The following is a 15,710-nucleotide window of genomic DNA, read 5'->3' on the forward strand; positions in this document are numbered from 1 at the left end:
TCTATGTACGAACACATTAGCCAGGTAAGGGTACGTTATGCAGAGACCGATCAGATGGACATTGTATATTATGGCAATTACGCCCAGTACTTCGAAGTAGGCCGTACAGAAAGCATTCGCGATCTGGGTTTTACGTACAAAGAAATGGAAGCAATGGGTGTTCGTATGCCTGTGGTGGAGTTGAAGGCGCGCTACCTGCGGCCGGCCCATTACGACGATCTCATTACCATCAAGACCATATTGAAAGAATTACCCCAGGGGCATTCCATCACTTTTTTTAACGAAGTATATAACGAAAAAAACAAACTGCTCACCACCGGCGAAGTAACCCTGTATTTCATCAGTATTGAAACAGGCAAGCGCACGGTGATCCCCCACGAACTCCGGTCAAAGCTGGCTGTTTATTTTCCCGAAGAAGGTTTGATCCTGTAACCGACAATCAGCTTGATGATGGGTTGGTCGGATACGCTGGTCAATCCCCACCCATACCCGAGATTCAATTCCCAGTCGGATGATATATTGAGATCGGTAACAGCGAATAACTGATGTTGCTGCTGCGGATAGGGATCGAAACGAAACAGGTTACCCACAGAGCCATAATATTCCATTCCCACCGCGGCTACTTTTAACAGGTCATAACTGGCTTTGAAATTGGGTGAGAAAATAAATCCCTTGTTGCTGTTGAGGCCATGGAGCGACTTTTCGAAAGTTGGATTGAAAGAGAGATACGTCTTCCCTATTTTCTTATCTACAATGGGTCTGATCTCCCAGTTCCAGTCGTCTTCGCTGTATTGCGGTTTCTGATAACCTACCTCCATTGAAAGACTGGCCCCCAATGGCCAACCCCAGCTATCCGGTACCCTTACCCTCGGCCGTATATGGCTGCCTACATAGCTGGTTCTATTATCCGAACCAATGGCATTGAACAGGTAAAACCCCACTTCCAACCAGGGCGTAAACCCATGGGTAATTTCAATGGTTTCGTGCAAGATATGGTGCGTGGGAAGCACACCGTTCTCCACCAGTTTGGTGCCGCCGAAAATATAATTGCTGTGCAGCTCAACCATGGTAGTACGATGCTTCACCGTTTCCGACCCATATACCTGTATTTCATAATTGTCCTGCGCCTGGCTCAATAGTCCATTCAACAAACAATACAAAAACACCCCCTTTCTTTTCCAATACATCATGATTCAAATTTTATTTCAATTCATCTAACACAACAAACATTTTCTTAACGATATCGTTGGTAGAGCCGCTGTAATTATTGATCAGCAGCGCTACAGTATAAGTTGTACCGTCTTTCGCTTTATGATACCCGGCAAATCCCTTGACCGCTCCAATGGTTCCGCTTTTCAGTTTCATGTTATTATATACAGGTAATGCATCATAATAATAAGGAAACCAAGGCCTTATGCGGGCATATTGCAATACTTTTACCAAAGCATCTACAGTAATATGATTTTGGGGAGAAAGACCACTTCCATCGATCATACGCAGGCCTGTTGGGTCGATACCCCGTTCTTTCCAAAACTGCTTAACGATCTCCAATCCTTTTTCCGTGGAGCCGAACCCTGTTTTTTCGTAAGCGATGGTTTTGAGCAATGTTTCGCCATAAAAGTTGATGCTCTTCTTCATGAACCAATAGTTGATGCTGTCGAGCGTGGGCGACAGGTAGGTGTAAAGTGATTGGTAGTTGGCGGTGTCAACCCCTTCCGTAATATAATTGAATGAAGTGGGTTTCATGTCAGCCTTAGCAAGCCCTTGCGCAAAAGCCGACAATAATTGCATAGGCGGATCGGGCATGGAGGCTGCCACTACGAAAGCCTGCTCACCCGCTGGGATCGTTCCACGCAGGTATCCGCGGTTACTTAAAGGGGAAGTGTATACAATGGAATTATCCCCGGAACTTTTATCCGCAGCCGTAAGCTCACTGACAAGCTGTACTTGATACAATTCCGGATCTGATTTTACAATATGTACAGAATCACCAATTTGTGACCCTGAATTCAATATAATATCAAATTGGTTTTCATGCCAATTCAATGCCGATGTACCAGCGCCATAGTAATTGCCGATATCATCCCAGGGCCATCCGCCTGGCACCGTATTGGTTTCCCATTTCTGCGTATGCCCGATCAAAGCGCCTTTCAACCGGCGGATGCCCCGCGCCTGCAAAGTTTGCGTCAATTGCCGCATGATGGCAGAATCTCGGGTATTCTTATAACGCCAGCTTCCCATGGTGGGATCGCCATAACCAGTAATGTGAATATTCCCTTTCAACTTGTTGTTAATCAGGTAGCCATCGTAGCCGATTTCAGTTTTATATCGGAAACCGGGGCCCAGTAATTCCATCGCAGTAGCGCTGGTAATGATCTTCTGGCAACTGGCAGGAGCAAGCCCGGTCTCCGGATTCAGTTCAAACACCAGTTCGCCCGTCTCACTATTCACCAATTTCATACCCATTATGGCGTGTTTCATTTGCGGGTCGGCCAGCAAAGCAGTGGTTGCAGTTTCCAGTTTTGTTTTAACAGATTGAGCGTGCAAGACCATCATACACAATGAACAGACCGTTCCTGCTAAAAGCTTTTTCATTATACCTCTCATGATCCAATTGATTATCCTGTTACCTTGTGCCAAATTTCAGCAGGGCTAATTTATGGAAAAAGTTTTTGCCTCAATTATTACGATTGGCGATGAGTTACTGATAGGACAAGTTGTGGATACCAACAGCGCCTGGATAGCACAGGAATTAAATAAAGCAGGGATCATGATTCGCAACAGGGTGGCGGTTGGCGATGTGCGGGATGATATCTGGAAAGCATTGGATGAAGAAAGTGAAAAGGCGCCCCTGGTGCTGATCACAGGCGGATTGGGACCTACTGCCGATGATATTACCAAGTCGTTGCTCTGTGATTACTTTGGAGGCAGGATGATCCTGCATGAGCCCACCTTATTGCATGTACAAGATTTGTTCGAGCGCGTTTTTAAAAGACCGCTCACAGAGCGAAACCGCAAACAGGCAGAAGTACCCGATGTTTGCACGGTGTTGCGGAATGCTTTGGGTACTGCGCCCGGCATGTTGTTCAAAAAAGGGAACACCCGCTTTATTTCCATGCCCGGCGTACCCCAGGAAATGAAATGGATCATGGAACACCAGGTGATACCACAATTATCTTCCTGGTACCAAACCGGTCATATTGAACACAGAACTTTACTTACGGCAGGGATCGGCGAATCATCCCTGGCCGATATGATCAAAGACATTGAAGAAGCACTGCCCGCACATATTAAACTGGCTTATCTCCCCAATTATGGAATGGTGCGGCTTCGCCTGACGGCTTTTGGTAACGATTCGCAGCTATTACAAAAGGAGATCGACCATCATTTTGGTTTGCTGGTTACAGCAGTAAAAGATTACCTGGTGATCGATGATGATATTCCCCTGGAATTGGTGGTGGGACATCTCCTCAAAGAAAGGGGAAAAACATTGACTACTGCCGAGAGTTGCACCGGCGGTTATATTGCCCATAAGCTTACCTCCCATGCCGGCTCGTCGGCTTATTTTATGGGAAGCGTGGTGAGTTATGACAACAGCATCAAACAACGGGTATTGGATGTAAAGGCTGCTACGCTCGAAAGCAAGGGAGCCGTAAGCGAAGAGACTGTTCGCGAAATGATCCAGGGCATTTTGCAGGTAATGCGGACTGATTATGCTGTTGCTGTGAGCGGCATCATGGGGCCTGATGGTGGCAGCAAGGAAAAGCCGGTAGGTATGGTGTGGATCGCTGTGGGCGACCACTCTGAAACCATTGCCCGGCAATTCCATTTCCGGTTCGACCGGATGCGTAATATTGAATTAACGGCTATCAATGCCCTGAACCTTTTACGCCAGTTCATCCTGCAAAAGAGTTGATTAAATATCGCACCCGAACCATTATTTTTGTTGAGGTATAAGCACTTGTGCATACCTGTTTTTCGAGTCAGGAAAAGTTTTGGCCGATGATTATCCGATTTGTTTTAACATTGCGCAAAACTAACACTTGATCGTTTTTTTTTAGACCATTAAAAACAGTACGATAGTATGGCAATAGCGGAACTGGTGATGCCCAAACTGGGCGAAAGCATCATGGAAGCCACCATTCTCAAATGGCATAAACAGGTGGGTGATCGTGTGCAGTTGGATGAAACGGTACTTGAGATTGCTACCGATAAAGTAGACAGTGAAGTGCCTTCCACCGTTGAAGGGATTATTACCGAATTATTGTTCCAGGTGAATGAAGTAGTACCCATCGGCACTGTTATTGCTAAAATTGAAACCGGTGTTGCTGAAGCGCCTGCTGACCATGAGCCTGTTTTTGCTCCTACAGTCGAGCGCCAGGAAGCTGTAGCGCCTGTGCCAACAGAACAACCTGCGAAGCAGGAAGCACCGGTTGCGGAACTGACCGCCGAAGAAGTACCCTATGTACCCAATGCCGTAGAAATACCCAGTAAGCCTTCCGGCGCCCGTTTCTATTCCCCGCTGGTGTTGAATATTGCCAACAGTGAAGGCATCAGCCTGAGCGAACTGGAACGTGTACAGGGTAGCGGCAACGAAGGAAGGGTTACCAAAAAAGATATCCTGCAATATATACAGCAGAAAAAAGAAGGACATATTCCTGTTTACACGGCGCCGCAAACAACCACCACTGTCCCTGTACAAACTGCCATCACACCAGCTCCAAGTGTACCAGCGGTAGCTATTAGCTATTCCGGCAGGGTGGCCGACCCATCCCAGGTGGTACTCAGTGGCAGCACCGAGATAATGGAGATGGACAGAATGCGCAGGCTGATTGCCAAACACATGGTTGACAGCAAGCATACCAGTCCGCATGTGACCAGCTTTGCCGAAGCCGATGTAACCAATATGGTAATGTGGCGCGAGCGCGTGAAGAAAGATTTCGAGCAAAGAGAAGGTACCAAACTCACTTTCACTCCCATGTTCATAGAGTGCGTTGTAAACGTCATCAAACGTTTCCCGCTGGTGAATTGTTCGCTCGAAGGCGATAAGATCATCATCAAGAAAGATATCAATATTGGCATGGCTACCGCACTGCCCAGCGGCAACCTGATCGTACCTGTGATCAAAGGGGCCGATCAATTAAATGTGGTAGGATTGAGTAAAGCCGTAAATAACCTGGCCGATGCTGCACGCAATAACCGGCTCAAGCCCGATGATACCAATGGCGGCACTTTTACGCTCACCAATGTAGGTACTTTCGGCAGCCTCATGGGCACACCTATTATTAACCAGCCGCAGGTAGCCATACTGGCCGTTGGCGCCATCAAAAAACGTCCTATGGTTATTGAGTCGCCCAATGGCGATACCATCGGCATCCGGCACATGATGTACCTCTCACTCAGCTATGACCACCGCATCGTAGATGGCAGCATTGGCGCCAGCTTCCTAACAGAAGTGGCTAAAGAGTTTGAGAAATGGGATGTCAATAAGCAATGGTTCCATTACATATAATTGTTGGATGCTAGTTGTTAGAGTTGAGTGATATAGCTCCCTTTCTAACAACTAGCATCTAACAACTCACCACTTAACGCCTTCCTTCATATCATCTGCCGGCGTCAGTATCACCTGCTCGCCTTCCTTGATATCACCGAATATTTCGGCTTCTTTCGTAGTTTCATTACCGGTTCGGATATCTACTTTCGTAAGCGCACCATTACGTACCACCCAAACATATTTTCTTTCGGTTGAAGTAACCACTGCAGATCTCGGAACAGACAAAGCGGTTTCATTACCCTTCGATTCCAGCAATACATCTGCATACATACCCGGGGCCAGCGTGTTGCCATTATTCTGTACATCTGCTTCAATACGCTCAGACCTGAACTGGGTATTCATGTTCATCGATTTCCTGCTCAGTACGGCAGCTATCTTTTTGCCGGGCGCTGTGCTGGTTGAAAAGAAAAGTGTGTCTTTTTCGTGAAGCGATATGGCGATCTCTTCGGGCACATCTATCTGCAAACGCAAATGATCTACCTGCTTCAGTTCCAGCATCGGCTTGTCTTTCACAGCAGCACTTACCAGGGCGCCGGGGTGTACATTTCGTTCAGTGATTACGCCATCGAATGGTGCTCTCACCTGTAAATAGTCGATCATGGTTTGCTGCAAACGCCATTCGGCTTTTTGTGCATTGCATACGGCACTGTCTGCCGACACTTTAGCTGCGGCAGAAGAAAGGTCAAGCGGAGATACCGCACCTGCTGTGCGGGCTGCTTCCTGCAAACGATGGTATTTTTCTTTGTCGATGAGCCAGTCAGCCTGTGCCCGCGTATATTTTTCCTTTGCCTGCACCACAGCCTGTTCCAGTTCAGGCGCTTCAAGGGTCATCAGTAAAGTACCTTTGCTAACAGCACTGCCGATATCCACTTTCACTGTCTGCACATAAGCATTCAGTTTAGGGAATATACTTACTTGCTGGTAAGCGCTTAATTGTGCAGGCAGTTCCACTTCTTTTGCAACACCTGCTTTCTTCACAGTGGCTACCGGGTAATGGGCAGGGATATTCGCAACCTGCTGTTTTTCTTCCGCACGGTTCGTTGAGCAGGCAGCCAGCACAACACTTGCAGTAATGGATATGAGTATGTATTTCATTTTGTAAATTATTTAGTAGTTGAATCTTCCGGTAATAATGAAACGGGTTCAAATGCCGACCGCTGGCGTATCCAGGCGTAAACAAGCGGCACAATGAACAACGCTGCAAAGGTAGAAGCGGCGAGACCACCGATCACCGCACGGCCCAGTGGTGCCGATTGATCGCCCGCCTCTCCCAGTCCGCTGGCCATCGGTATCATACCGGCAATCATAGCAAGACTGGTCATGAGAATGGGTCGCAACCTAACACTTGCCGCCATCACGGCTGCTTTGAACGGGTCTTTATACGTGAGTCGTAATGTTTCGGCATTGGTAACAATCAGGATCGCATTGGCCACCGAAACGCCGGTCGACATGATGATACCCATATATGACTGCAGGTTCAGTGTAGAGCCTGTTGCTAATAGCAACAATAAAGCACCCAACAATACAGCCGGCACGGTAGACAATACTGAAATGGCCAGTCCGAACGATTGATAATTGGCCGCCAGCAATAACAAGATCACTACCACCGCTGCCAGCAAACCTGTTTGCAATGAGTCCAATGTTTCTGTTAACAAGGAAGACATCCCTTTGAGCTCCACTACAATGCCTTTGGGTGGTGTTCCTGCCTCTTTGATGATCTTTTGTACTGCAGCAGTAGCCGTACCCAGGTCTTTCTTATAAATATTGGCACTTACCGTCAGGAATCGCCTGGGTCCTGCCCTATCGTATTCTCCCGGCGCTTCATTAATAGAAATATCGGCCACATCAGATAAAAGCGGTCTCGCTTTTCCTTTTACCAATGAAATGGATCGCAACTGCTCCATTGAATTCATCAGGTATTCGGGAATCTGCACCTGCACCTGGTAAGTATAAGCTGCATTCTGATCGAGCCATTGTACTTTCTCGGTGAAACGGCTCGACGAAGTGGCATCTGTAATACTTCTCGCTACTTCTGTAAGGCTGAGTCCCATTTCCGCCAGCCTCGCCCTGTCGATATTCACCCGGATGGTGGGAAAATGCAAAGGCTGTGCAATCTGCACATCGCGCAGGTAAGGCAACTCCTTCATCCTGGTAGTCAACTGTGCGGCAACTGTTTTGATCTGGTCGAAATTCTTGCCTGCAACGCGTATCTCAATTGGCGTAGAAGCGCCCTGCGCCATGATCTTCTCTGTCAGTTCGGCCGGCTCAAAAGACAACCTTACTTGGGGATATGCTTTACCAATATTCTTGCGCAACTGATCCTTCAAATCTTCTAACCCGATCTTGTATTCTTCACTGATATTCACCTGCAAAACCGCTTCGTGTGTACCGCTATTGAAAACATAGAGGTTGCTGGAACCATAACTACTGGGGATCAATCCAACATAAGCCGAACTAACCGATACATGTCCCTGTACCGTACTATCGATCACATTGAGTATCCCCTTCACCGTTCTTTCTGTTTGTTCCAATCGTGTACCATCGGGTTCTTTGATCCGTATCTGCAACTGCCCGTTATTGATCTTGGGCAGCAGGTCTTTACCAATGATGTAGAAGCAAATACCCGCAGCGATGAAGCCCAACAGCAAATAAAGACTGACGATTCTTTTACGTGCAGGCATTTTGTTGCGGAGCCAGGAAGCTAATTTCAATTTAATACGCTGGAAAAAATCGTTGTGTGCTTCTTGCTTTTCTTCTTCACTGGTATGTACATCGATCTCCCTGATTTCCTCATTATCCAGCGCCAGTCCCGCATGTGCATGCGGCTGCCCCGCATGGTACTGGAACATCTCTTCTTTCAACAACCAGTTGGAAATAACCGGCACCAGTGTTTGTGCGGCGATAAAGGAAACGATCATGGCAAAGCCGATAGACAGCGAAAGCGGCAGGAACATGGCTTTGGGTACACCCGTCATCACAAAGGAAGGCGCGAAAACGGCGAGAATACACAAGAGGATCAGCAACAATGGAAATGATATCTCCTGGCAGGCATCGAGTATCGCCTGTCGTTTATTCTTACCCATTTCCAGGTGCTGGTGTATATTTTCAATGGTTACCGTGGCCTGGTCAACCAGTACGCCGATGGCCAATGCCAGTCCGCTCAGCGTCATGATGTTCACTGTTTGTCCAAACAGGTGCAGACAAAGCACACTACTCAATACCGATACCGGAATGGTAATGATCACCACGATACTGCTGCGCCAGTCCCGCAGGAACAACAGTACCATTAACCCGGTGAGAATAGCACCCAGCACACCTTCCGTCATGAGGCTTTTTACCGCGTTGATCACAAAGACCGACTGATCGAACTCGTAACTCACCCTTACATCATCGGGTAAGAGGTTCTGCATTTCGGGCAGTTTTGATTTCAGGTCCTGCACCACGCCCCAGGTAGAAGCGTCGGCTGTTTTTACTACCGGCAGGTAAACAGAACGTTTACCATTGATCAGCGCATAGTCAACCGTTACGTCCATCGCATCGGCTACTGTAGCAATATCATGTATGGCCACTGTTGCCGATCCATTGGTAACAATGGGTATGTCTTCAAACTCCTGCACTTTTTCTTCGAGAGAGTTCACGGTGGTTACATACATCAGGCTGTCTACCCGCAGGTTGCCCGATGGCGTCATAGCGTTGTTCTTGGATATCGCTTCCACCACCTGGTCGGGCGAGAGATTAAATCGCCTGAGTTTTTCCGGGTCTACACTTACTACCACTGAACGAGCGTTGGCGCCGAAAGGCGGCGGAGCCGATAAACCGGCCACCGCAGCAAAACTGGGTCGTATACGGGTAGCCGCGAGGTCGTAAATTTCTTTCAGCGATTTTGTTTTACTGCTGAATATCAACTGGCCTACCGGCAAAGAGGAAGCGTCGAAGCGAACCACCTGTGGCGGCAAAGCACCTGGGGGAAAGAACTTCGACGCCCGGTTCACTTGCAATGCTACCTGTGCCGATGCTTCGGCCATATCGGTAGATTCGTAGAAAGAGAGTTTGATGAGGGTAAGTCCTTGTATGTTCTTGCTCTCAATAGTTTTAATACCGTTCACGTATAGAAACTGATCCTGCATACGGGTGGAAAAGAATCCTTCCATTTGCTGTGGCGACATACCGCCATAAGATTCGATCACATAGATCGTGGGTAGGTTCAGCTTGGGAAATATATCGATCGGTATTTTTCTGACAGCCAGCACGGCTGCCAGCAGTAGACCTATGAACAGTATCAGCACTGTAATGGGTCTTTTTAATGCTGCTCTTACCATGCTTATTGAATTGTTTGGATGAATGAATGAAGAGAACCTGTTGCCGCTGCCTTATCCAACCTGGAAAGGAACCAGTCGCTCAGTGTGGTTGCATAATCCGTTTGTGAACGATACAATACATAAGAGGCGTTGGTAAGATCTATCAGCGAAATCATACCGGCCCTGTATTGGGCCAGTTTTTGCTGGTAAGTGGCTTCGGCCGATTGCAACTGAACCGGTATCTGTTCCAGGTTCAGCGATGTTGTTTGTAAAGCGAGGTCAGCCTGTCTTGCCTGGCTGTGCAATTGGGCGATGGCCAGGTTGGTTTCCTGTGTACTGGCTTCTGACTGAAAGCGGTTGATCGCGAGCTTATCGTGTTTGGATGTACTGTTGAACAGGTTATACGTAAAGCCCACTCCCAACATGTAATTGAAACGCTGGTAAGCGAATCCGTCTGACAGTGCTTTATACTGGTCGTTGTATTCAATACTCGATGCACGCCCCCAGGCTCCTGCAGCCAGTAATATCCTGGGCTGGTAAGACTTGCTGATGAGCTTGCCTTCTGCATCCACCGCTTCTTTTTTGCGGAGATAATATTGGATCAACGGGTTACCTGAGGTGTCATTGTTGGCCAAGGTATCCAACATCATTTTGTTGGGCAGTTCTTCTGCCGTGAAATCGATGCCGATCGTTTTGCCCGGTATACCTGTGAGATATCCCAATTGTTCTTTCAACTGGTTGAGCCGGCCCAGCGTCTGGTTGTAATTGATCTTTGTTCTGGCCAGTTCTGCTTTGGCAAGAGAAGAATCAGCTCCGGGCTTGATACCGCTCAAAGCCAGCGCTTGTATTACTCTGAAAATATTTTCATACCTGTCTATGTTCTGCTGATCGGCTTTGAGTTGATACTGGTCCTTACCAATGATCAGGTACAATCTGGCTACTTCATGTTGTACAATATAAGCGTCGCGATCAAGATCAGATTGTTTCAACGCCAGGTCTGATTTTGCCCGGTTGATCCTTGCCTGACGAAGTCCGAAATCAACCAGGTCATACTCTCCATATAATACAGCCATATTACCACTGGCAGCCTGGTAATTACCGTCTTTCCTGATACCTCCCGAAGTGGAAGGTATGCCACCCAGTGGCAAGTAGCTTCCTGCCAGCGAATTATCGGAGCTCAGATTCAGTTGTTCGCTCAACCGTATCTGGGGCAGCGAACTGTGCTGTGCTTCTGTGATCCCGGCCATACTGCTGTTGACCAATGCCTTCTTTTGTAAGATCAGGGGCAGGTTCGCAGTAGCGCTGTCGATCAGTTGTTGTAATGTATAATGTTGTTGTGCTTGCGGCGTGTGAAAAAACAAGAGTGTTATGCACAGCATAAAACCCTTTCTGCTATAGAAAGAACCCATAAAAACTATTTAGATGAAAAAAGGGAATGATTGCAATGGAATCAGGCCATTGCAGGCGGGCCCCGGTGCTGTGGTAAGTGCACCAGTTTAAAATCATAGGCCGGCGCCTGGTATCCGGTATGTACACATGTGATGTAATGTATAACAGGCAGTTCAGCCGTTACAAAAGGAGTAACAATGATGTCCTGCGGCTGGAATCTTTTGTTCAGCCTGGGTTTGTGATCACCGGCTTTTTTAGGCGTTGTACTGGTATAATGACGGGAAGCTTTGTCAGTGTCTGCTGTATGCCCTTTTTTGAATAAAGAAAAGGAGCTGGAAATAAGATCGAAATTATAGGTATTCTCTACCCAAAAAAAAGCACAGTACACCACCATCACTGGCAGGTAAGTCAGAAGTCTCATCAATGGCTTACGTATGTGCGTCATTAGTTTTAAAACTGTGCGGCAGCTTAGGGAGGACAAAGGTAAAGAAAGAATGCGAACCTGGCTGATTTTCACATAGTGTTAGTAAACAATTCAGGTATTCCTGCATCCTATTGGTAAATTCAGTAACCAAATGAATGGATATGAAAACCTTATCACAGACTTGGTTTGCCGATGGGTATATCGATTTCGAACTGAAAAAATATACCCTGCTAGCCTATTTACAGGAGATCAACGGTTATTTCAACCAGAACAAACTCTACCCGCAACTGGCCGATCTTATTTTCCATTATAACAACCTGGTGGCTTTCCGGGAAAACAAGAAATACCTGCAGGAGCAGTTTCCCAAGAAGCTGACCGGCATCCAGATCGAAAAATTACAGCTACTGTATGAATCGCTGGTACAGGACGATGAATTGATGCAGGAACTGGAAGAAATTATCAATTATGCTTCTTCCAACATGAAACGTACCATTACCAGCGCCACACAGATTTATGAATTTGTAGAAAGCACCCTTACCATCGAGCCCATCGGTATTATGCCGATGGATCATACAGAAGGATATTTCATGCTTTGTGAAGGAGCTTGTAAGAATACCTGGGTGTACCAGTACCGGCTCAGTATTTTTGAAAAACATGATGAGAAATACCGCAGCATCAAGACCGAGTTCGTAGATGTATGGCAGCGGAACTTCGTCAACTCTTACCAAAGTATCAAAGCACAACTGATCAAGAACAGATCGGACTTCCCCAACCCTGCTGTGTACTCGGTAGAAACTGCGCTCACCATTCCAATGGAAGAGACATTGTTGCCCATAGCGAAGAGAAGCTTGGTGAAGTTTATTTCGCTCGAAGAGTAGTTGTTAGATGTTAGTTGTCAGAAAGAAATTCATCTGACAACTAACATCTAACAATTATTCAATATCCTAGTCCCCAATCCCTACCCTTAATCACTGCAGGAACACCTTCGCTGATCCACTTAGCAGGTTTTTCTCCTTTGAGGAGATAATCGAAAAATTGCTGTTCGCGTACCTGTATGTCTTTGCGGTTCTTTCTTTCTATGAGGTTATGGGCTTCATTGTTGTAATTCAGCATCCACACTTTCTTACCTAAACGTCGCATGCCGGTGTACATTTCAATGCCTTGATACCAAGGTACAGCATCATCAGCATCATTGGCCATGATCACCAGTGGTGTGGTTACTTTGGGCAAAGAGAACAGCGCTGAATTCTGTAAATAGCGTTCGGGCTTCTCCCATAAAGTAGCGCCGATACGACTCTGTGTTTTTTCATACTGGAACTGTCTGTTGAGTCCTGTTCCCCAGCGAATGCCACCATAAGCACTGGTCATGTTGGCTACCGGTGCACCGGCCCAGGCGGCTGCGTATAAATTGGTTTTGGTAATCAGGTATACAATCTGGTATCCGCCCCAGCTTTGTCCCTGTAAGCCGATGCGCGTGCTGTCAACAAATCCCTGTTTTACCACAGCCCTTGTTCCGCTTACTATATAATCGTAAGCGCTTTGCCCGGGATACCCTGTTTTGTACCAGATATCGGGTACGAATACAATATAACCGCGGCTGACAAAGAATGAAATGTTCAATCGTGAAGGCGTAGGCGCCGGTGCAATATAATTGTTCAGTGTATTGTTATTCCGCTCATAGAAATATACGATCATGGGATATTTCTTCTGCGAATCGAACCCTTCGGGTTTATACAACACACCTTCCGTTTCTTTTCCTGTATAAGCTTTCCATTTGAACAACTCGACTGTTCCCCAGTTATAGTCTGCCTGTTGACGGTTGATATTGGATAACCTGCTCGCAGTGGTTACCTGCAAAGGTTGCACATAAAGGTTCGGCGATTCGGTGTATGATTCTTTGGTGTAACTGATCACCCCTGCATTTTTTGCTTTCTGGATAACCAGGCCCAGGCTCTTCGGCTCCTTGAACAGCACTGTTGTTTCCTGCTGTTTAGCCAGATTGAGCAGGGCAATGCCGCTGCTTTTATCTTTTTCATCATAAAGGCGCAGCAGCAGTTGTTGAGAATCTTTGATGATGCGTTCGTCGGGATCCGTATTCACATAACGTAACTGTATTTTATCTTTCCGGCCATTGGTCAGGCGAATCGATTTTTCTTTTCCTTCAGCGTCTACTTTCCAGATATCATATCGATCATACACCAACACATACTGGTCGTTCTCCATCCATTTCACCACACCATAGGCATTGGGATCGTCGGGCACATCATTGTCTTCGTCGTATAATTTGGAAGTGATATCGGCAGCAACAGGATGGAGTTGTCCGCTTACAGCACTGTACACATAATAATGCTGTTTGCGATCATCGAAGAACAGCAGGTATTTACCGGAATAGGAAGGATACAATGCCGTTCCTTTCAGGTCTTTCCTGATCAGCGTAACTACACCACTCTCAGGGTTGATGCGGTATACATCGTTCAAACTAAAGCCCTGCCATTGCGTGGCGATGCGTTTTCCATCATCTGCTGTTCCGTAAAACCATTGGCCATCTCCCTCTCCTGTTGACACTACCTGGCGCATTTTATCTGTAGCCAGTTGTATTACTTCATTATTCACCAGATCAGCCCTTGCGAGGTAATTGTGCTTCAGTTCATTGTCGAGGTTTTTCAATTGCACCGGCTGGATATAATCATCTTTATAATGCCATATATCTACGTTCACCCTTTCAAACTCAGGCAGGCTGGTATCTTTTGCAGGCAATATGGGAGCAGTTCCAAAGAAAAGTCTTGCTCCGTTTTTGCTGAAACTGATATTGCTGTTCTCACTCACCGTCCAGTTGGCGGGAATGCCTTTTGTTTTCCTGTCTGCCACAACTACTGCACTATCGGCGCCGGTTTTGTAATAATATAACCGGTAAAATTTCTGCAGGGCTTTGCTACTGCTGTCACGCTCTGCTACAAATGCAAGTTGATTGCCTGCTTCATCGAATTGATATCCTTTGGCATCATTGAAACCAACAAGAATGGTATGATGCGTGCGTTGATCGAGGTTGAAATATATAACGGATGCTTTCTGTGAAGGATCATTGTTTTTCCGGGTGGTTTCCAACACCAGCGCATTGCCTTTCCTGTTAAAAAAATATTCACTCACCTGGTGGAATGTACGTGTTTCCCCGGTAGCCAGGTTGGTAAGGACCAGGTCGGTGCCCTCTTCAATGGGTTCGTCCGGCGTTTTAGTTGTTGTGTTACGCGAAGCTTTTACCTGTAACTCACCCATGCCTTTTTCTTTGGCTGCATTGGCTTTGTTGCGCAGGCTATCTGCTGCATGTGCAAGGCTGTCGGCCATGGTCAGCAGGTTGTTGATACGAGTCAATGAATCGACTGGTAACAGTCTGTTCGTTTCCGGCAATGCTTTTTCCAGCAAGTAGGCCAGCCAGGTCCCTGTTTCATCTGGCATTTTGAAACTCTTCACCCTGGCCATTTTCGTAACACGGCCGGTAACCAGGTCTATCATGCCAAGGCTATCCTTAGGCATGTCTTCTGGCTTCTTCTTTTTAATGCGCGCGTCGCGGGTGTCTTTGAATGGAGGTTTAATGCGACAGATCACAAAGCGATTATCGTTCGAAACAACTGCACTGTATCCCCGGGCTATTTCTTGCTTATAAGAACCATTCACAGCCTGGATCACCAGCACGTCATCGCCTTCCTGCGGGTTGATGGTATAAGCTACATACTTTCCATCGTTACTAATGGTTCTTTCGGTGATGGATTGCCATTGGTCATACACAGAATGATCCAATGGCTTTTTCTGTGCATAAACGGTTACAGCACAAAGACAGACAATAGCCGGCAGTAGTTTTTTCATCTAGTCGAGGTTTGAAAGCGTCCGAAGATACTCAAACAATCTGCCCCCCAACTTTATGCACTTTGGAAATGTGATGAGTGGGTGAATGCAAAGAGGCCGTCTCAATACAATAATTGAGGCGGCTTTTCATTTTGAGAGGAGAGCGGGCATTTAAAGCTGGGATTAGATTTTCTGAGAAGTACCT

The 15,710-nt window shown here is 46.8% G+C and carries 11 protein-coding genes; 4 read left to right on the top strand and 7 right to left on the bottom strand.

The genetic code is table 11. From position 1 onward, the window contains the following. Positions 1-3 precede the first annotated feature (3 nt). Positions 4-432, top strand: a complete 429-nt coding sequence (locus tag BLU98_RS13560) for an acyl-CoA thioesterase (protein ID WP_092725490.1) — start codon at positions 4-6, stop codon at positions 430-432. Here BLU98_RS13560 and BLU98_RS18190 read toward each other — a convergent pair. Then, positions 402-1,190 (bottom strand): hypothetical protein, encoded by a 789-nt coding sequence (locus tag BLU98_RS18190; RefSeq protein WP_257574991.1) that lies wholly within the window; start codon positions 1,188-1,190, stop codon positions 402-404. The two genes, BLU98_RS13560 and BLU98_RS18190, sit on opposite strands and share 31 nt — an antisense overlap. Before the next feature lie 10 nt (positions 1,191-1,200). Next, entirely contained in the window at positions 1,201-2,595 is a 1,395-nt protein-coding gene (gene dacB, locus BLU98_RS13570; RefSeq protein WP_257574992.1) for a D-alanyl-D-alanine carboxypeptidase/D-alanyl-D-alanine endopeptidase, read from the bottom strand. A 64-nt stretch (positions 2,596-2,659) separates the two neighbouring features. On the opposite strand from dacB, the gene BLU98_RS13575 reads away from it, so the two are divergent. Together BLU98_RS13575 and BLU98_RS13580 are read left to right on the top strand one after the other, a co-directional pair. After that, a complete protein-coding gene (locus BLU98_RS13575; protein WP_092725494.1) occupies positions 2,660-3,916 on the top strand; it encodes a competence/damage-inducible protein A in 1,257 nt (418 codons plus the stop codon). A gap of 168 nt (positions 3,917-4,084) precedes the next feature. Beyond that, the gene (locus BLU98_RS13580; protein ID WP_092725497.1) at positions 4,085-5,512 is read left to right on the top strand and encodes a dihydrolipoamide acetyltransferase family protein; all 1,428 of its coding nucleotides are present in this window, start codon (positions 4,085-4,087) and stop codon (positions 5,510-5,512) included. 66 nt (positions 5,513-5,578) lie between these two features. On the opposite strand, the gene BLU98_RS13585 is transcribed toward BLU98_RS13580, so the two are convergent. Genes BLU98_RS13585 through BLU98_RS13600 form a run of 4 tightly spaced genes read right to left on the bottom strand, consistent with a single transcriptional unit; the run spans position 5,579 to position 11,665 of the window. Beyond that, complete coding sequence (locus BLU98_RS13585; protein ID WP_092725499.1) at positions 5,579-6,649, bottom strand: efflux RND transporter periplasmic adaptor subunit; 1,071 nt, start codon at positions 6,647-6,649, stop codon at positions 5,579-5,581. A gap of 8 nt (positions 6,650-6,657) precedes the next feature. Then, positions 6,658-9,873 (bottom strand): efflux RND transporter permease subunit, encoded by a 3,216-nt coding sequence (locus tag BLU98_RS13590; protein ID WP_257574993.1) that lies wholly within the window; start codon positions 9,871-9,873, stop codon positions 6,658-6,660. 2 nt (positions 9,874-9,875) lie between these two features. Next, positions 9,876-11,261, bottom strand: coding sequence for a TolC family protein (locus BLU98_RS13595; protein WP_092725504.1), 1,386 nt, complete (start codon positions 11,259-11,261; stop codon positions 9,876-9,878). A gap of 41 nt (positions 11,262-11,302) precedes the next feature. Beyond that, positions 11,303-11,665 (bottom strand): hypothetical protein, encoded by a 363-nt coding sequence (locus BLU98_RS13600; RefSeq protein WP_257574994.1) that lies wholly within the window; start codon positions 11,663-11,665, stop codon positions 11,303-11,305. Positions 11,666-11,826: 161 nt separating this feature from the next. Here BLU98_RS13600 and BLU98_RS13605 point away from each other — a divergent pair, with 161 nt between their 5' ends. After that, positions 11,827-12,543, top strand: a complete 717-nt coding sequence (locus BLU98_RS13605; protein ID WP_092725590.1) for a hypothetical protein — start codon at positions 11,827-11,829, stop codon at positions 12,541-12,543. A gap of 58 nt (positions 12,544-12,601) precedes the next feature. Here BLU98_RS13605 and BLU98_RS13610 read toward each other — a convergent pair whose 3' ends face one another. Next, a complete protein-coding gene (locus tag BLU98_RS13610) occupies positions 12,602-15,526 on the bottom strand; it encodes a S9 family peptidase (RefSeq protein ID WP_092725566.1) in 2,925 nt (974 codons plus the stop codon). Between the last annotated feature and the right edge of the window lie 184 nt (positions 15,527-15,710).

Source organism: Hydrobacter penzbergensis, from assembly GCF_900106985.1.
GTDB classification, from domain to species: Bacteria; Bacteroidota; Bacteroidia; order Chitinophagales; family Chitinophagaceae; genus Sediminibacterium; species Sediminibacterium magnilacihabitans.